Source organism: Chitinophaga tropicalis, assembly GCF_009758205.1.
Taxonomy (GTDB): Bacteria; Bacteroidota; Bacteroidia; order Chitinophagales; family Chitinophagaceae; genus Chitinophaga; species Chitinophaga tropicalis.
The window spans coordinates 483,482-501,357 of sequence record NZ_WRXN01000002.1; the positions used below are offsets into that span (position 1 = coordinate 483,482).

14 protein-coding genes are annotated in these 17,876 nt (G+C 47.1%); 9 read left to right on the forward strand and 5 right to left on the reverse strand.

From position 1 onward, the window contains the following. Positions 1 to 5: 5 nt before the first annotated feature. The 5 genes from nuoL (at position 6) to GO493_RS07675 (ending at position 7,814) form a co-directional block, all read left to right on the forward strand. Entirely contained in the window at positions 6 to 1,895 is a 1,890-nt protein-coding gene (gene nuoL / locus GO493_RS07655; RefSeq protein ID WP_157305546.1) for an NADH-quinone oxidoreductase subunit L, read from the forward strand. Then, positions 1,892 to 3,361, forward strand: coding sequence for a complex I subunit 4 family protein (locus tag GO493_RS07660; protein ID WP_157305547.1), 1,470 nt, complete (start codon positions 1,892 to 1,894; stop codon positions 3,359 to 3,361). The genes nuoL and GO493_RS07660 overlap by 4 nt, the downstream gene beginning before the upstream one ends. Next, on the forward strand, positions 3,354 to 4,793 hold the full coding sequence (locus GO493_RS07665; protein WP_157305548.1) for an NADH-quinone oxidoreductase subunit N: 1,440 nt from the start codon (positions 3,354 to 3,356) through the stop codon (positions 4,791 to 4,793). The genes GO493_RS07660 and GO493_RS07665 overlap by 8 nt, the downstream gene beginning before the upstream one ends. Positions 4,794 to 4,872: 79 nt before the next feature. Continuing rightward, on the forward strand, positions 4,873 to 5,235 hold the full coding sequence (locus tag GO493_RS07670) for a hypothetical protein (protein WP_157305549.1): 363 nt from the start codon (positions 4,873 to 4,875) through the stop codon (positions 5,233 to 5,235). 50 nt (positions 5,236 to 5,285) lie between these two features. After that, a complete protein-coding gene (locus GO493_RS07675; RefSeq protein WP_157305550.1) occupies positions 5,286 to 7,814 on the forward strand; it encodes a DUF5686 and carboxypeptidase regulatory-like domain-containing protein in 2,529 nt (842 codons plus the stop codon). A gap of 45 nt (positions 7,815 to 7,859) precedes the next feature. Here GO493_RS07675 and GO493_RS31215 read toward each other — a convergent pair whose 3' ends face one another. Further along, positions 7,860 to 7,982 (reverse strand): hypothetical protein, encoded by a 123-nt coding sequence (locus GO493_RS31215; protein WP_262885949.1) that lies wholly within the window; start codon positions 7,980 to 7,982, stop codon positions 7,860 to 7,862. A gap of 209 nt (positions 7,983 to 8,191) precedes the next feature. On the opposite strand from GO493_RS31215, the gene GO493_RS07680 reads away from it, so the two are divergent. Both GO493_RS07680 and trhO read left to right on the forward strand, forming a co-directional pair. Beyond that, positions 8,192 to 8,398, forward strand: a complete 207-nt coding sequence (locus GO493_RS07680; RefSeq protein ID WP_157305551.1) for a hypothetical protein — start codon at positions 8,192 to 8,194, stop codon at positions 8,396 to 8,398. Between the two features lie 100 nt (positions 8,399 to 8,498). Next, positions 8,499 to 9,536: an oxygen-dependent tRNA uridine(34) hydroxylase TrhO gene (gene trhO / locus GO493_RS07685; RefSeq protein WP_157305552.1), complete on the forward strand. Its 1,038-nt coding sequence runs from the start codon at positions 8,499 to 8,501 to the stop codon at positions 9,534 to 9,536. A gap of 260 nt (positions 9,537 to 9,796) precedes the next feature. Here trhO and GO493_RS07690 read toward each other — a convergent pair whose 3' ends face one another. The 4 genes from GO493_RS07690 to GO493_RS07705 form a co-directional block, all read right to left on the reverse strand. Beyond that, positions 9,797 to 10,462: an efflux RND transporter periplasmic adaptor subunit gene (locus GO493_RS07690; protein ID WP_157305553.1), complete on the reverse strand. Its 666-nt coding sequence runs from the start codon at positions 10,460 to 10,462 to the stop codon at positions 9,797 to 9,799. 93 nt (positions 10,463 to 10,555) lie between these two features. Further along, positions 10,556 to 11,959 carry a HAMP domain-containing sensor histidine kinase gene (locus GO493_RS31045; protein ID WP_157305554.1) on the reverse strand — a complete coding sequence of 468 codons (1,404 nt, stop codon included), beginning with the start codon at positions 11,957 to 11,959 and terminating at the stop codon, positions 10,556 to 10,558. Beyond that, a complete protein-coding gene (locus tag GO493_RS07700) occupies positions 11,956 to 12,642 on the reverse strand; it encodes a response regulator transcription factor (protein WP_157305555.1) in 687 nt (228 codons plus the stop codon). The genes GO493_RS31045 and GO493_RS07700 overlap by 4 nt, the downstream gene beginning before the upstream one ends. A gap of 24 nt (positions 12,643 to 12,666) precedes the next feature. Beyond that, a complete protein-coding gene (locus GO493_RS07705) occupies positions 12,667 to 14,628 on the reverse strand; it encodes an ABC-F family ATP-binding cassette domain-containing protein (RefSeq protein WP_157305556.1) in 1,962 nt (653 codons plus the stop codon). A 428-nt stretch (positions 14,629 to 15,056) separates the two neighbouring features. Between GO493_RS07705 and GO493_RS07710 the strand changes: the two genes are divergently transcribed. Both GO493_RS07710 and thrS read left to right on the forward strand, forming a co-directional pair. Further along, on the forward strand, positions 15,057 to 15,620 hold the full coding sequence (locus GO493_RS07710) for a DUF3347 domain-containing protein (RefSeq protein WP_157305557.1): 564 nt from the start codon (positions 15,057 to 15,059) through the stop codon (positions 15,618 to 15,620). Positions 15,621 to 15,753: 133 nt separating this feature from the next. Continuing rightward, complete coding sequence (thrS, locus tag GO493_RS07715) at positions 15,754 to 17,694, forward strand: threonine--tRNA ligase (protein ID WP_157305558.1); 1,941 nt, start codon at positions 15,754 to 15,756, stop codon at positions 17,692 to 17,694. Positions 17,695 to 17,876 lie beyond the last annotated feature (182 nt).

Below are 17,876 nucleotides of genomic sequence, written 5' to 3' on the forward strand. Positions count from 1 at the left end.
TCTATATGCAACAATATCTGTACCTGATACCTGCATTGCCCCTGGCCGGGTTCCTGGTGTTATCACTGGCAGGGAGATACCTGTCCCGCAATTTCATTGCCGGTATTGGGGCAGGCAGCATCTGTATATCTGCGCTTATCACTATCCTGTTAAGCGCCCGTTTTCTGCAATCTCCGCCGGAGACAGGCGCCTATACGCAGGTGTTATGGCACTGGTTTTCTGTTGAGGGACTGGTGTCGAATATCAGCCTGCGTGTGGATTCACTGTCGCTCGTCTTCATCTGTATCATCACTTTCATAGGGGCGCTGATCCATATCTACTCTATTGCCTTCATGCGTGAGGACAGGGATTATGCCCGTTTTTTTGCTTCCATGAACCTTTTCGTTTGTGCCATGCTGATGCTGGTGATGGCAGACAACCTGGTGTTGTTATACCTGGGCTGGGAGGGAGTGGGCCTGTGCAGTTACCTGCTGATAGGGTTCTGGTATGAAACTCCCGGCAATTACCGGGCGGCGAACAAGGCATTTGTGATCACCCGTATCGGGGATACCGCTATGATCATTGGGCTTTTCCTGTTGTTTAAAGAATTGGGCACATTGTATATTCCTGATGTGCTGGCAAGGGCCACACAACATTTCAGCAGTGGTGCTGATGGTGTTACGTTGATAGCCATCCTGCTTCTTTGTGGTGGTATGGGAAAATCGGCGCAGCTGCCGCTGCAGACATGGTTGCCGGATGCTATGGCCGGGCCTTCTCCCGTCAGTGCATTGATCCATGCCGCTACTATGGTCACTGCCGGCGTTTACCTTATTGCCAGGATGCATACCATCTTTGAGCTTTCGCCCGTGGCTATGCAGATAACTGCAATAGTGGGCGCTGTTACGCTTTTCGTGGCAGGCTGCAGTGCTATGGTACAGACGGATATTAAGAGGATACTGGCTTATTCTACCATCAGCCAGATAGGATATATGTTCCTGGCCCTGGGAGTGGGCGCCTGGAGCGCAGGTATCTTCCACTTCTTCACCCATGCCTTTTTCAAGGCATTGCTGTTCCTTGCTGCAGGCGCTGTTATTGAGACATTGCATCATGAGCATAATATCTTTAAGATGGGCGGGCTGAGAAAAACGATGCCTGTCATTTTCTGGACCTTTACTATTGGCGCGGCTGCGCTGGCCGCCCTGCCGCTGGTCACCGCCGGCTTTTTCAGCAAGGACCAGATACTTTGGTATGCGTGGAGCGCGGGTGGCGGTCACCCGGTATTATGGGCTTTAGCGCTGGCAGGCGCTTTTATCACGGCGCTTTATTCAACCAGGCTGATACTGGTGGTCTTCTGGGGAGAGATGAAGACAACACCCGGGCATCTGCCATCGCGTGTTATGACGGTGCCGCTGGTCATCCTGGCTTTCTTTTCTGTTGCAGCAGGGTGGATAGAATGGCCGCACAATATTCTGCATGTTGATCTTTTTTCAGAAGAAGTACAGCATGTATTGCCGGCAACTGTTTTAAAAGAGGGGTTGCCTGCAGAAATAGTATTTCAGCTGATAGCCGTAGTAGTATCGCTGATTGGCATATACAGCGGTTATTCGCTTTACTACGGTCAAAGTCCGTTGTTGCAGCAATGGAAGCAATCGCCCACGGTAATGTCTGTACGGGACTTCTTTTTCAGCGGATGGAGGTTTGACCAGTTGTATGACGCGTTGATAGTAAGGCCTTTCCTGTTCATTACCCGTATCAACAAATCTGATATATCTGACAAACTGTATACTGCCATTGCCAATGTGAGCATGCTGCTTAACCGGCAGTTCTCAGTAACCCAGAATGGTTCACTGAGATGGTATGTAACAGGTGTGCTGATAGGTATCCTGTTTATCATCACCTTACAATTACTGTTATGATACTGATATGGATGCTATGCATATTACTGGCAGGAGGCATCTTATGCTGGCTGGCAGCCCAAAGGCAGCCCTTGCTGGCCAGGTGGATAGCCCTTATTACTGTCAGCGCTGACCTGCTGATAGCCTGCTGGCTTTTTCCAGTTTACCAGGCTTTCCCGGATAATTCTTCCTGGTTCATCAACTACCAGGCAAACTGGATACCGGCGCTGGGAGTCAGCTTTCATGTAGCCCTGGACGGTTTCAGCCATATATTGCTGTTGCTTACTTATTTCCTGGGCATCCTGGCGGTACTTTGTTCCTGGAAGGAAGTCAGGGAAAGGACAGGTTTTTATTTCTTTAACCTGTTGTGGACACTGGCAGGTATCAGTGGTGTGTTCATTGCCATGGACCTGTTCCTGTTCTACTTCTGCTGGGAGATCATGCTGATCCCTATGTTCCTGCTGATCATTCTCTGGGGAGATGTCCGCCGGCATTATGCTGCCTATAAGTTCTTTCTCTTTACACAAGCTGGTAGTTTGCTGATGTTGCTGGCTATACTGGCGTTGTATTTTATTCATGGTCAGCAGACAGGGAACTACACCTTCGATTATTTCGCTTTACTGCAAACGGCCCTGACGCCTTCTACTGCTATGTGGACCATGCTGGGGTTTCTTATAGCATTTGTTATTAAGCTGCCGGCAGTACCGTTCCATAACTGGTTGCCGGATGCACACGGAGAAGCGCCTACTGCGGGAAGTCTCCTGCTGGCGGGTCTACTGCTGAAAACGGGGGCTTATGGTATAATACGCTTTGTATTACCGATATTCCCCCAGGCCGCAGCAGATATTGCGCCCTGGATGATACTGATAGGTGTGGCGGGGATTATTTACGGAGCATTACTGGCTTTTTCGCAAACAGACCTCAAACGGCTGATAGCTTATACATCTGTAAGTCATATGGGATTTGTGCTGGTAGGTGTTTTTTCTTTCAGCAGTATAGCTATGCAGGGAGTGGTGATGCAGATACTGACACACGGGCTTAGTACAGGTGCGTTGTTCCTTATGGCGGGTATGCTGAAGGAAAGACTACATACGAGAGATATTACTAAAATGGGAGGGTTGTGGACTTCCATGCCAAGGCTCGGAGGAATGGCAATACTACTGACAATGGCATCTGCAGGGTTGCCGGCATTGGGTAACTTTATTGCAGAATTCTTTATCCTGCTGGGAACATTCTCCAACAACCCGGTGCTCAGTATTATAGCTACCCTTGGTCTGATCCTTTCCGCTGTATATTCCCTGCGTATGATGCAGAAAGTGTTTATGGGCCCGCTGATAAGCACTGTGCCTGTAGTGGACCTCAGCGCCAGGGAACTGATCATACTGACTGCGCTGAGTATCAGCATTGTGGTATTGGGTTTATTTCCGCAACCTGTAATAGATACTGTGCATCATTTATCTACTATTCATCCGTTACTCCATGAATGAACTGCAATTAATACCGCTGCTTCCTTTCATCATACTGGCGATGGCCTCTGTGGTAACCATACTGCTGATCGCTTTTCGGTTAAGCCATACTGTTATACAGGTAACAGGGTTCCTGATGATGTGCCTGGTGGTTTTTGCCACCTGGTATGTAAGAGATACCTTACCTGAAGAAGTGCCTCCGCTCTTTATTGTAGATGGGCAGGCAGCGTTGTTTACAGGCGTTATTATTTTCTGTGTACTGGTAATAGGGTTGTTCTCTTATATCTATTTTGAGGAAAGGGAGGAAAACCCCAAAGAATATTATATCCTGCTGTTCCTGGCTACGCTGGGCGCTGCTATTCTCACCATCAGCCAGCATTTTATTTCACTGTTTATTGGGCTGGAGTTGTTAAGTGTGAGCCTGTATGCGCTGATAGCTTATCTGCGTAACAGGAACAATGCAGTGGAGGCCGGGATGAAATACCTGGTGCTGGCAGCGTTATCGTCAGCCTTTCTGCTGTTTGGTATGGCGCTGATCTATATGGAGGCGGGTAGTATGAAGTTCAGTGGTATTGCAGAAAAGCTGCCACAAGTGTCATCATCTCCTTTATTTCTCATGGGGCTGGGGACTATCGTTGTTGCCATAGGGTTCAAGCTGGCCCTTGTGCCCTTCCATCTCTGGGCTGCTGATGTTTACCAGGGATCTCCCACGCCGGTTACAGCTTTTATTGCCACTATTTCAAAGATCGGCACATTTGCGGTGTTGCTGCGCTTTGCACAGACAATTCATTTGCAGCAGTACCCGCTTATTATCGCCATCTTCTCAGTCATAGCCATTTCGTCTATGATAGTGGGGAACATACTGGCGTTAAGGCAACAGAATCTTAAGCGGCTGCTGGCCTATTCCTCCATCGCGCATTTCGGGTACCTGCTTGTAGCGTTCCTCCCCGGGAATGAAGCGGGTACCGAGGCAGCCGCTTTTTACCTGATTGCGTATTCTATCACTTTATTATCAGCATTTGGCGTCATTACGTTGCTGTCTTCACGGGAGCATGAAGCGGAGACGCTGGATATATATACAGGATTGATCTGGAGAAGGCCGGTGGTGGCTACCATACTGGCTATCTCCCTGTTCTCTCTTGCCGGTATTCCGTTAACTGCCGGGTTTCTGGCTAAGTTCTTTGTGCTTTCTGCCGGAGTACAGCAGGCCGTGTGGCTGCCGCTGGCGGTGCTTATACTGACCAGTGTGATAGGGTTGTATTATTATCTGCGTGTTATCAATACCCTGTTCGGGACTTCCGGTACTGCCGATGTGATGCAGAAAACCGTGCATCCGTTCTTTCATGTTTCTACTTATATTACGCTGGTGGTGCTGGCGGGGATGTTGTTCTGGATAGGGGTGTTTCCGGGACTGGTTTTGCAGGGGATAAGGCTGTTCCTTTTATTACATTGAATGTATTACGCAAAGAGGTTTTTGGCCTGCGGCCGCCAGGCAGCGTATTTTATATTATACATTTTCTTACCTTAAGGGTATGAAATCACTACCCCGTTTTATACTCATTGTGGCCCTCAGTTATCTTGGAGGATATTTCATTGGCTGGTGGACAGTAGCCCTGGCGGCTTTCCTGGTAGCTATACTTATACCATTGCCTCCCTTACGCTCATTCCTCAACGGATTTATAGCTGTATTCCTGCTGTGGCTGGCCCTGGCATTCTTTAAAGACATACAGAATGACCATATACTGGCCAACAGGATGAGCGAGATGATCCTGAAAGTAAAGAGCCCTATCCTGATTGGTGTGATCAGCGCCCTGATAGGAGGGATCACAGCAGGTCTGGGAGGTTTAACCGGCAGTTACCTGCGTGCTAAAAAGAAAACAGCCGTAGCGGCTTAGACGTTGTATTTCGGAACCATGCAAATTCCGGCTGATCATAATTTCCCAATATGCCAAGGCTTTTTTCGACCTTTCTTTTCCTGATTATTTGCTATACCAGTCAGGCCGGTATTATACGCGGCCGGGTATATGGTGAAAAACAATCGCCATTGCCTTTTGCCTCTATTTTTATTAAAGGTACCACTACCGGTACCACCAGTAACGGCGCCGGCGTTTATCAGCTCGACCTTCCTGCAGGTACGTATACACTGGTATGCCAGTATATGGGGTACAAAAAAACGGAGAAGAACATCACCGTCACAGATGCTGTGCAGGAGATAGATTTTGTACTCATCCCGCTAAGTTTACAGATAAAAGAAGTAGTGGTGAAATCAGGAGGGGAAGACCCTGCCTATGCCATTATCCGCCAGGCTATAAAGAAACGCCCGTATTACCTGAACCAGGTAAAGGAATATACCTGTAACGACTATATTAAAGGGATCTTCAAAACCCGGGATGTACCTAACCGCTTCTTTGGTCAGAAAATAGATAAGAAAGAAATGGGAGTGGATTCTACCGGCAAGGGCGTACTGTTCCTCTCAGAATCTGTGACCAAAGTATCTTATAAAGCGCCGGAAGATGTAAAGGTAGAAGTGATATCCGCCCGTCAGAGCGGTGGCGGACTGGGCTTCAGTTTCCCGGCATTCATAGACTTCTATGAGAACAACGTGACGGCCATGCTGTCGCAATTCAATAAACGCGGTTTTATTTCCCCTATAGCAGATAATGCGCTGCTTTATTACAAATACAGGCTGGAAGGCGTTTTCCAGGATGACGGAAAAACTGTGAACAAGATCAAAGTAATTCCCCGCCGTAAATATGAACCGCTGTTTTCCGGTTATATTTTCATTACGGACGATGACTGGAGGATACACAGTACAGACCTGCTTGTTACACAGGACTACCAGCTGGAGATCATGGATACGCTGCATATACGGCAGATCCATGTGCCGGTAAATGCAGATGTATGGCGTACAAAAGACCAGGTTATCTATATCAGTCTCAAGCAATTCGGGTTTGACCTGGTGGGTAACTTCGTTAACGTTTATTCCAACTACGATCTGAACCCGGGCTTTGCAAAGAAATACTTCGGTAAAACGCTGTTACGCTATGATACCGCATATGACAGTAAAGGGCTGGCTTATTGGGACAGTGTACGTCCTGTTCCACTGGAGCCGGAAGAACTGAAAGACTTCCATGAAAAAGACAGTACAGCAAGGGCCAGGAAGGACAGTCTCAGCTCTTCACGAGAGCTGGACACCCTGCGTAAAAGACAAAAGCCATTGAACCCGGTCAACCTTTTCTGGGGCGGCATCAACCGGAATTTTTACTTTAAACGTGATACGGGCATCTATTCCCATCAGTTGAATATCAAACCGCTGATCACACAGCTTGAATATAATACTGTTGAAGGGGTATCTGTCAATTTTGAGCCTACGCTGAGTTTCAGCCTTCCACAGAAACAGTCACTGCAGATATTTTCTTCTGTACGTTATGGTTCCAGTAATAGTCACCTGAACTCTTATACGTATCTCACCTGGAAAAAAGACGGGCGACTGGCCGGCAGGTATGGCAGCAACAGCCTGACCATAGGAGGCGGTAAACGTATATCGCAATTCAACAGGGACAATCCTATCGTTCCGCTGGCCAATGCTTTTTATACCCTGTTGCTGAAAGAGAACTATATGAAGCTTTATGAGAACTGGTTTGGGATGCTTTCTTTCTCCCGCCGTTTCGAGAATACAGCTACTATTACCCTGGGGGCCAGTTATGAAGATCGTATGCCTGTTGAGAATACAACTGACTTTGTAATATTCAAGAACGATAAGAAACAGTTCACGCCCAATCATCCGTATGAACTGGCCAATGTGCCATTCCAGAAGAACCAGGCGCTGGTGCTGAACTTTGCGTTCTCCTTCCAGCCCGGGCAACGGTTTATTGAGCTACCGGACAGAAAAGTACCGCTGGGGTCAAAATATCCTACATTCAGTGTGGCCTATGACAAGGGTATTCCGGATATTGGAGGTAGTGACGCCAATTTTGACAAGTGGAGGGTACAGATCAAGGATAATATGAACTTTAAATTGTTCGGGGAATTCCACTACCGTATTGGCGCCGGAGGCTTCCTGAACGATAAGCATGTAGATATTCCTGATTACCAGCATTTTAACGGCAATCAGACTTTTTATAATATCAATTACCTGAACAGCTTCCAGCTGGCGCCGTATTACCAATACAGCAATACTGCTTCACTGTATGGTGTGGCTAATGTAGAACATCATTTCAACGGATTGCTAACCAATAAGATACCTCTGTTCAACAGGCTAAAATGGAATCTTGTAGCGGGATCTAATACCTTTTATGTGAACCGTGACAATAATTATGTGGAGGTTTTTGCCGGTCTTGAGAATATATTCAAACTGATAAGAGTAGATGTGATTGCCGGATACCAGAGTAAGGAGGATACGCGAATAGGGGTGAGGGTCGGTTTTGGAGGGCTGTTTGGCGGAATGCTGAGCTCGGGACAGGGCCAACGATAATAATATTTAAAAAAGGGAAGTCAGCTGACTTCCCTTTTTGCTTGCCTAAGATCTTTCTTTTCTGGCTTTAACACTCTCTTTGGGATTGCCATCGTAGAAGTATGCCAGTAAACGATAAATCCATATCGCTACTATAAAATAAAAGATGTAGAGAAAAACTGTACTCATAAATTAACAAATTTGGGTTTAACTTTTTTGGTTACTGTCCGATACCTTAGATTCAAAAAGAATGCCAGGTCTGAGGAATAATTTATATACAATAATAATCAAATAGTTATGCGGCTGAACATTTTGTCAGCTCAGTCTGTTATTAAGTAGTATATCGTTGTTCGAGTAATTGTAACCATAGTTTCTATCATCTTTCATGTGAATCCCTTATGAAGAAAATCTCGTTGATCGCCTTTATTACTGGTATGTTAATGGCTACCCTTGCCTACGTGGCTGATGTCAGAGAGTGGCAATACCTGCAGGAATTTATGACTATTGGCTTTGTGGGTTATGTACTGATTATCAGTGCCGCAGCGTATTATCTTACCACCCTGTTGTACGAATGGTCGAAAGAGACGGAGGCCTGGCAGGGTTGATTTTTGAGGAATTTACTTAACTTTGCGCCGTCCCGGGATATTCCGGGGGAATAGAAGTTTTGCTCACCAGGCAAGTGTTCTTAAAATTTCTAAACTTTTAATGGCACCTTTACATAACAGAGTTTCAGCCGAGGAGCTGAAGCAGAGGCTTGCAGCCGAGACATTCAGGCGTGTTACCGTTTCCTTCTACCAGTACGCCAAAATTGAAGATCCCACTGCTTTCAGGAATCAATTGTATCAACAGCTATTTGCACTGAACGTGTTTGGCCGTATCTATGTGGCTCACGAGGGGATCAATGCACAGATAAGTATTCCGGAAGAAAATTTTGAAGCTTTCAAGGAAACCCTTTACAGCTATTCGTTCCTGAACGGTATACGATTGAATATTGCCGTGGATGATGATGGTAAATCTTTCTGGGTACTGAAGATCAAAGTAAGGGATAAGATAGTGGCTGATGGGATCGAGGACCCTACTTTTGACATCACGCACAGGGGGAAGTACCTCAATGCCAAGGACTTCAATGACCTTACTGACGATCCGGATACTATCATTGTGGATATGCGGAATCACTATGAGTATGAAGTGGGGCATTTCGAGAATGCTATAGAAGTACCTTCTGATACTTTCAGGGAGCAGCTACCTATGGCGGTAGATATGCTGAAAGAGAACAAGGATAAAAACATTGTGATGTACTGTACTGGTGGTATCCGGTGTGAGAAGGCTTCGGCCTATATGCTGCACAACGGGTTTAAGAATGTGTTTCACCTGGAAGGCGGTATTATTGAATATACAAATAAAGCGAAGCAGCAGGGATTGCCTGTTAAGTTCAAGGGAAAGAACTTTGTGTTTGATGACAGGCTGGGAGAGAGGATCACGGAAGAGATAATCAGTCAGTGCCATCAGTGTGGGAAGCTTTGTGATACGCATACTAACTGTGCGAATGATGGTTGTCATTTGTTGTTTATACAGTGTGAGGAATGTGCGGCTAAACATGAGGGGTGTTGTAGTGTGGAATGTCAGGATGTTTTGCATCTTCCGGAGGAGGAGCGCGCGGAGTTGCGGAAGGGAGTAGATAAGGGGCAGATGGTTTTTAATAAGTCTAAGCAGCGGTTGCGGCCGAGGATAAATGATAAGTAATTTGCGGGTAGGCCTCTCACAAAAAAATCGCTTTTGCCTTCGGCAAAAGCGATTTTTTTGTGAGAGGCCTGCGGCCGGCTTAAAAAGAGAAAACCGCCCCGCGTTGTTTCTTCTGCGGCGGGGCGGAGTAATTGAGCATGAAAACAGTTCAGACAAATATTACATCTGCAGAGCTGTGATTTGCATGTCCATTCTATCAACCTATATGCGAACTAAAACTTAATTACAGGCTATGCTGTAAGTCTCTTATATTTATTTTCTCAGTTATCGCTCAGTGCATCGTAGATCTGTTGCTGATGCCCTGATATTACGTTCTCTCCGGCGTCCAGTCCTTTACTGATGTACGTTATCTCACCTGAAGTAGTATAGGTTTCTACTTCCCTTACCTGGATATTATACTTGTCTTTGAACACCAGTACAAAATTCCTGTTGTGATCAGCAATGATGGCGGTTCCTGGTACTGCTATCATATTATTCCCATCCCCCCAGTGCAGTACCACCTGGGTGAACATTTCCGGTTGCAGTTTAGATTCCGGACTATCCAGCCGTATGCTTAACCGGCCTGTTGTCGTATCCCTGCTAATGAAAACTCCATCTACTTTACCATAAAACACTTTCTCCGGAAGGGCGGACGTGCTGACCTCTGCTTCATATCCTTCCCTGGCTTTCGGTAAACTGGCTGATGCTACATCTACCACGATATCAGATTTCCTTGCTATTGTTTTTTTACCCGCCACCCTTCCTGAGAAATGCAGCTCCATCTGAACAGGCCTGAAACTGGCGGTATCTATCCGGATGGTTTTTAACATAGTATCGCTTAATACGAACGTCTTTTTTGTGGCTCCGCCATCAATCTCCGGATGTCTGCAGCTTCCCAGGTAAAGGCCGGGAATAAGCAGGAAGTGGAGGAGACGTTTGCAATTCATAATCTGTTTCAGAATTAATGCAAAGCTCCGCAATCCGTCTTAAAGGGGGCTTTAAAGGCAATTAAAAACACATTAAAATGCAGGAAGAATTTTTCAGGAGTGTATATGGGGAAGTACAACGGTAAAGCTGGTACCCTGTCCAACGACAGAGGTAACGCTGATCTTCCCTTTATGCAGCAGGACGATCTTTTTACATATGGAGAGTCCAAGGCCATGGCCGCGGGTATGGTGGGCATTTGCGCCTCTGTAGAAGGGCTCGAATATCTTGCTGAGCTCTTCCGGGGGGATACCTATGCCATTGTCTTTTACCTGTACCCGGATGCTTTCGGGCGTAAAGTCTATTGTTACGGAAACAGTATTGTCTGAAGAGTATTTCAGGGCATTGTCCAGCAGGTTGAGGAAAAGTACCTTGAGCAGGCTGTCGTTGCCCTGGCAGATCAGTTCTGTATCCTGTTCGGGGACTTTCAGGAAGCGGAGGTCTACCCTTGGTGCTTTATGGGGCTCAGCCCCACTTACAGCAGAGGCATGTTTCAGTTTAATAAGGTTGCCCATTTCCAGTAACAGCTCATCTATACGTACTTCGGAGAAGATGAACTTCTGCTCGTTCAGTTCTGACTGGGCCAGTTGCAGCAGGCCGTTGCTGAGGTCTGACAGGTGCTGGGCATCTTCCAGTACGGAGGCCAGGATGTCGGCATATACTTCCTTACTTCTCTCTTTGGACAGTGCCACCTGCAGCTGGCTGATAATAGCGGCCAGCGGTGTACGCAGTTCATGAGAGGCATTGCTGACAAAGCTCTTCTGGAGGTCAAATGCGTCACTAAGCCGTTGCAGCATGGTGTTGAAGTTGGCGCCAAGCTGGGCTATCTCGTCCCTGCCACGGGCATCTACACTGATACCCTGGAGGTTGTTGGCTGTAATGGTCTTCACCTGCCGTACCAGCTTATCTATCGGCTGCACCATCTTCCGTGCAAAGAAATATCCCACTACTACGAGCAGGATCACGGCGATGATGATCTCTATCATCAGGATCTGTTTCAGATTCTGCAGGTTCTGATAGCCATACTTATCGAAGGAGGATACCAGTACCAGTACAGATACGGCGCCTTCGGTATAGAAAATACCTACCTGTTCTCCGTTATCGCGTTCGTGACTATACTGTCCGTTCTTTTTGATATAGTCCAGCAGGTGGCGGGAAGTACGGATAGCCGTATCCTTTATATTGGAATAAAGAAGGTCATATGCGGGGTTGTATACCAGGATGGTTTCCTGGTAGAGATCCTGGAAAGTGGTCTTATCCAGTTTACGGAGCAGGTCTATTTTCACCCTGTCATCTTCAATAATAACGTTGGCTATGGAGCGGGCGCGGTATTCCAGTCGCTCGAGATATTCAGCCTTTCGTGACTGGGCTGAGAAGTAATAAGCCAGGAAAGCGAAGGTGATCAGCAATATGATAGCTGATATAGAATAATAGAGCGCTATTTTGTATTTGATCTTCACTCTTCGGCCAGGTAATATCCCATTCCTGTTTTGGTATGCAGGAGTTTATTATCGAAATCCTTGTCTATTTTCTTGCGCAGGAAGTTCATATATACTTCTATCACGTTGGTACCGGTGTCAAAGTCTATATCCCATACTTTTTCTGCGATGACCAGTTTGGAAATTACTTTGCCTTTATGCAGGGCAAGGAATTCGAGCAGCTGGTATTCTTTTGCTGTGAGGGCTATTTTTTTGCCGGCGCGGGTCACTTCTTTCTTTTCACGGTCTATTTCCAGGTCGGCGATAATGATCTTGTACTGGGAGTTCTGTTGAACTTCGGAGCCGGCCCGTTTCAGGAATACGCGGATGCGGGCCATGAGCTCGCGGAAGTCGAACGGTTTTACCAGGTAGTCGTCTGCTCCGAGTTCGAAGGCCTGCATTTTATCGTCCATGCCTCCCAGGGCGGTGAGCATGATGATAGGGATGCGGTTGTTACGGCGTCGGATGACTTCACATACTTCATAGCCGTTGGCATGGGGGAGGTTGAGGTCGAGGATGACCAGGTCGTAGTTATTGCTGGCTCCCAGGCTCTTTCCCATGCGGCCGTCGTAGGCAACGTCTACTTCAAAGCCGTTCTCTTCGAGTCCTTTTTTGACTGCGTTAGCTACTTTGATCTCATCTTCTACTACAAGTATGCGTTGCATAGCGCTATTAATGAATTAAAGGAATTATCCTTCCAGCTCCATGAGCTTTTCAAAAGCTACTTCGTACTCTTCGGTTACTTTTTTCAATTGTTTTCCGATCTCTGCATATTCTGTTTCCACTTCTTTGAAGCGTTTTTTATCTGCGTAGATCTCGGGACTATTGAGGGCAGTTTCCACGCTTGCTTTCTTTTCGTTCAGCTTTGCCAGCTGTTCTTCCAGTTGTTTGAAAGCACGTTGTTGTTTCTGCAGTTCTTTCTGTTTCTCTTTATCTATGGGAGTATTGCCATTTTTAGGCTGCTGGCTTGGCGCCGGAGCCGGGGCAGGTTGCTCTTTCTTTGATTCTTTCTTCCTGTTATCATTGCCACCATTCAGTTGTTTGGCAGCATCTGCCTGGCGTTTTTTGAATTCTTCCCATTCAGCGTAGGTGCCTTTGAATTCTTTGATCTCACCATCCACGATCTCCCAGATCTTGTTGGCTGTCTGGCTTACGAAGTAACGGTCGTGTGAGACGAGTACGTAGCTGCCGTCATATTTTGCCAGGGCGTCTATGAGCATCTGAACGGAGTTCATGTCGAGGTGGTTGGTGGGCTCATCCAGCAGCAGGAAGTTGGCCTGGCTGATGATGGTCTTTGCCAGTGCTACGCGGGCTTTTTCACCACCGGAAAGGATGCGGATCCTTTTGTATACATCGTCGCCGGTGAAGAGGAAGCAGCCGAGGAGGGCGCGGAGCTCTACTTCTGTACGGCCGCTGCCGCAGCTTTTCAGTTCATCCAGGATCTCGCTGTCCAGTTGCAGGCTTTCCAGCTGGTGCTGGGCATAGAAGCTGGATACTACGTTGTGGCCGCCGATACGTTCGCCTGTCATGGGTTCTGTGCCGGCAATGACGCGGAGGAGGGTAGATTTACCTTTACCGTTGGCGCCGATGAGGGCTATTTTATCGCCGCGGTTGATCTCTGCGCTGGTATTTTCGAGGATGGTGAGGTTACCGAATTTCTTGGTGACATCCTTTAACGTGGCGATGATCTTGCCGGGAGTTTTATCTACAGTGAAGTTGATACGGATCTTGGAGGGGCCGTTGTCTACCTGTTCTACTCTTTCCAGCCTGTCCAGGCGTTTCATAATACTCTGGGCCTGAGCGGCTTTGGATGCTTTGGCTTTAAAGCGTTCTATGAAGCGTTCCTGCTGACGGATGTAGTCCTGCTGGTTTTCGTATGCCCGTTGCTGCATTTCGCGGCGAAGGTCTTTTTCTGCTTCATAATCTTCGTAGTTGCCCGAGTAGTGGTGTAATTCCTGCTGGTAGAGCTCCACTATTTTGTTGACCATGCGGTCCAGGAAGTAGCGGTCGTGCGAGACGATGATAACCGCTCCGTTGTAGGACGAGAGGTATTTTTCCAGCCATTCTATGGAAGGGAGGTCAAGGTGGTTGGTGGGCTCATCCAGCATGAGTACATCTGGTTGCTGGAGGATGAGTTTTGCCAGGAGGACGCGCATGCGCCATCCGCCGGAGAACTGGGAGTAGGGACGTTCAAGGTCGGCCGTGCTGAAGCCGAGGCCTTCCAGGACCTGTGCGGACCGGTGACGCATGTCATAGCCGCCGAGGGTTTCGAAAGCGTGCAGTTTGTCGCTGAACTCTATCAAAAGTGCTTCTTCCTGGTTGGTTTCCAGTTCTTTGGTAATGCGTTCAATATCTTTTTCAAGCTGCTGTGCTTCGGCAAAAGCGGTCATAGCTACTTCCAGGATGGATTCGTCTGATTCGAAGCTCAGGAGGTCCTGGTTGAAGAAACCGAGGGAGAGGTTCCTGATCTTCTCTACGCTCCCTTTTGAAACGGAATATTCTCCGTTGATGACGCGTAAGAGAGTGGATTTGCCTGTTCCGTTCAATCCGATCAGGCCAACACGGTCGCCGGGTACGATATGCCAGGAGGCGTTCTGTACTATCACCCTTGCTCCAAATTCGAAAGTAATATCCTGTAAAGCTATCAGCATTGCTGTAAAAATAATTGAAGGTGCAAAGGTACGGCTTCCTGAGGAAAGTGCATAACGGGGTAAGGAGGTATTTGGCAATCTGCAGGATCAGTTTTGGGGTCTGCGGGTAAAAGGTAACGCTTCCTTTTGGAAAGTGATGTAGGAGCACTTTAGGTACCGCAATACATACACTAAACATGCTTAAGACATGCCTGAAAGATGCTTGAAACATGCCTGAAAGGCGGGGATGAGGGGAAGGGTAGGGAGTGTTATGTTGGATAAAAGGGGGTATAGCTTGATTTTCAATTATTTGAAATGTTTTCTCTGTTGAGGGAGCGCTGGACAGCTTTAAAGGGAGTTTTTCAGAGAGGGTACTGAAAAGAGATTTTCTGCTCCGGAAGCAGATAAAAAATATAGGTTTTATATTTGAGCTTAAAAGTCAGAAATATATGAGAACAATCCTGGCACTGGCATTACTGGTGATTATTGCCTGTAATGAAGCCCCCAAGCAGGAAACAACAGCTAAAGAGGAAACCGGCGTACTGAAAGCCCCCTATGCTCAACAATTCTATGATTCCCTCCAGGTAGCCATGGATGCTTACTATGATCTGACGGACGGCTTTTCTACCGGCAACGTCACTTACATTAATAAATGGTCGGCCCGGTTGCAGCAGCATATGGACAGTTTGCCGGTACACCTGTTGCAGATGGACTCTGCAAGACAGGCAGATATCAGGACCAATACGGGTAGTATCAGTGCGGAACTGGCGGGATTACAGAAAGAAACAGGCCTGGAAGAAAAAAGGGCTGCATTTGAAATGGTATCAGATATGTTGTATGATGTGGTAAAGCAGACCGGCCTGAAAGGGAAGACCATTTACCGTCAATACTGCCCTATGGCATTTAATGATCGGGGCGCTTACTGGATGAGCCGCAGCAACAAATTACAAAACCCTTATTTCGGCAATGAAATGCTGGGATGTGTGCAGGTAACAGACAGCCTGCAGTATTAGGCAGTTATCAACTGTTGCCAGAATACAGTGATGGCGCTTAATTTTACCATCATTTTCCTTAACTTCGCAAGCCTGTTTTTAAGAACAGATTTAAAAGCAAACAAACTATAGCTGGAAGTAACAGCTCAATCGTATGATCAACATTACATTTCCGGATGGCGCAGTTCGTCAGTATGAAGCAGGAGTAACTGCAATGGACATTGCCAAATCCATCAGCGAGGGATTGGCACGTAAAGTTTTGGCAGCTAAATTTAATGGCCAGGTGACGGATGCGTCCCGGCCAATTACAACGGATGGCACCTTGCAGCTGCTGACCTGGACAGACACGGAAGGTAAGTCTACGATGTGGCACTCTTCCGCTCACCTGATGGCGGAAGCACTGGAAGAGCTTTATCCCGGCACCAAATTCGGTATAGGCCCTGCTATTGAGAATGGCTTTTATTATGATATTGATCTGGGCGGACGCGCTATTTCTGATGAGGACCTGGAAAAAATAGGTGCTAAAATGGCTGACCTGGCCAAAAAGAATAACGTCTATGAGCGTAAGGAAGTAAGCAAAGCTGACGCTATCAAGTATTTTACAGAGAAGAGCGATGAGTACAAACTGGAGCTGATCAATGATCTGCAGGATGGTACCATCTCTTTCTATACACAGGGTAATTTCACAGATCTTTGCCGCGGACCTCATATTCCTAATACCGGCTTTATCAAGGCTATCAAGCTGACAAACATAGCCGGCGCTTACTGGCGTGGTAATGAGAAGAACAAAATGCTGACCCGCATTTACGGTATCACTTTTCCTACCCAGAAAGAGCTGGATGAATACCTGACACTGGTAGAGGAAGCTAAAAAACGTGATCACCGTAAGCTGGGTAAGGAACTGGAACTCTTCACTTTCTCTGAAAAAGTAGGCCTGGGCCTGCCTTTGTGGCTGCCCAAAGGCGCGCTGCTGCGTGAACGCCTGCAGTCTTTCCTTCAGAAAGCACAGATAGAAAGCGGTTATATGCCTGTGGTAACACCGCATATAGGCAACAAAAACCTGTACATCACCTCCGGTCACTACGAGAAATACGGTAAAGACAGTTTCCAGCCTATTACTACGCCGGAAGAAGGAGAGGAATTCATGCTGAAGCCCATGAACTGCCCTCACCACTGCGAGATCTATAAATCCAGCCCTAAGAGCTATAAAGACCTCCCGGTACGTTTCGCTGAATTCGGTACTGTTTATCGTTACGAACAGCATGGTGAGCTGCATGGTCTGACCCGTGTACGTGGATTTACCCAGGATGATGCCCATCTGTTCTGCCGTCCTGACCAGGTGAAAGAAGAGTTCTGCAAGGTAATTGACCTGGTGCTGTACGTATTCAAGAGCCTGAACTTTACAGATTATACTGCACAGATCTCCCTGCGCGACAAAGAAGACAGGGCAAAATATATCGGTTCTGAAGAGAACTGGAACCTGGCTGAGCAGGCTATTATAGAGTCTGCCGCCGAAAAAGGCCTGAGAACGGTAGTAGAATATGGCGAAGCAGCCTTCTACGGCCCGAAACTGGACTTCATGGTAAAGGACGCCCTGGGCCGTAAATGGCAGCTGGGTACCATACAGGTGGATTACAACCTGCCTGAGCGTTTTGAGCTGGAATATGTAGGGGCAGATAACCAGAAACACCGCCCGGTAATGATACACCGTGCGCCTTTCGGTTCCCTGGAAAGGTTCATTGCTGTGCTGATAGAGCATTGCGGCGGTAAATTCCCGCTGTGGCTGACACCTACACAGGTAAAAATCCTGCCTATCAGTGACAAGAACCAGGCTTACGCAGAAAAAGTGGCAGAATTGCTAAAAAATGCGGAAATTCGCGCTGAAATAGACGACCGGAACGAAAAAATAGGGAAAAAGATCAGGGAAACAGAATTGGCCAAGATCCCTTATATGCTTGTTCTGGGCGAAAAAGAAGCGGCTGAAGACAAAGTGGCGGTTCGCCGGCAGGCGAAAGGAGACCTCGGAGCCATGGAAATTTCCCAGTTCATTGAACTGGTGAAAGATGAAGTGACCAGCAGGAGGCCATTTGAATAAGAGTTTCTTTACAAGGTCAATAAATATATTTTTAACTTATTGAACTTTTGTATTTTCGGGTACGTTAATTGCTTTTATAGTCCGTAAGAACAGATAACAGTCTGGCGGTTTAAAAACTAAAATCAGACAAATTGAGCCGCGGGGCTGTTTTATATGGACTATGGACTACTGACAATTATTAA

Bases quoted from the DNA above. Each gene is read 5' to 3' on its own strand.
- nuoL (WP_157305546.1), top strand. From the start codon at position 6: ATGCAACAATATCTGTACCTGATACCTGCATTGCCCCTGGCCGGGTTC.
- GO493_RS07710 (WP_157305557.1), top strand. From the start codon at position 15,057: ATGAGAACAATCCTGGCACTGGCATTACTGGTGATTATTGCCTGTAAT.
- GO493_RS07670 (WP_157305549.1), top strand. From the start codon at position 4,873: ATGAAATCACTACCCCGTTTTATACTCATTGTGGCCCTCAGTTATCTT.
- GO493_RS07680 (WP_157305551.1), top strand. From the start codon at position 8,192: ATGAAGAAAATCTCGTTGATCGCCTTTATTACTGGTATGTTAATGGCT.
- GO493_RS31215 (WP_262885949.1), bottom strand. From the start codon at position 7,982: ATGAGTACAGTTTTTCTCTACATCTTTTATTTTATAGTAGCGATATGG.
- GO493_RS07705 (WP_157305556.1), bottom strand. From the start codon at position 14,628: ATGCTGATAGCTTTACAGGATATTACTTTCGAATTTGGAGCAAGGGTG.
- trhO (WP_157305552.1), top strand. From the start codon at position 8,499: ATGGCACCTTTACATAACAGAGTTTCAGCCGAGGAGCTGAAGCAGAGG.
- GO493_RS07690 (WP_157305553.1), bottom strand. From the start codon at position 10,462: ATGAATTGCAAACGTCTCCTCCACTTCCTGCTTATTCCCGGCCTTTAC.
- GO493_RS07675 (WP_157305550.1), top strand. From the start codon at position 5,286: ATGCCAAGGCTTTTTTCGACCTTTCTTTTCCTGATTATTTGCTATACC.
- GO493_RS07665 (WP_157305548.1), top strand. From the start codon at position 3,354: ATGAATGAACTGCAATTAATACCGCTGCTTCCTTTCATCATACTGGCG.
- thrS (WP_157305558.1), top strand. From the start codon at position 15,754: ATGATCAACATTACATTTCCGGATGGCGCAGTTCGTCAGTATGAAGCA.
- GO493_RS07700 (WP_157305555.1), bottom strand. From the start codon at position 12,642: ATGCAACGCATACTTGTAGTAGAAGATGAGATCAAAGTAGCTAACGCA.
- GO493_RS07660 (WP_157305547.1), top strand. From the start codon at position 1,892: ATGATACTGATATGGATGCTATGCATATTACTGGCAGGAGGCATCTTA.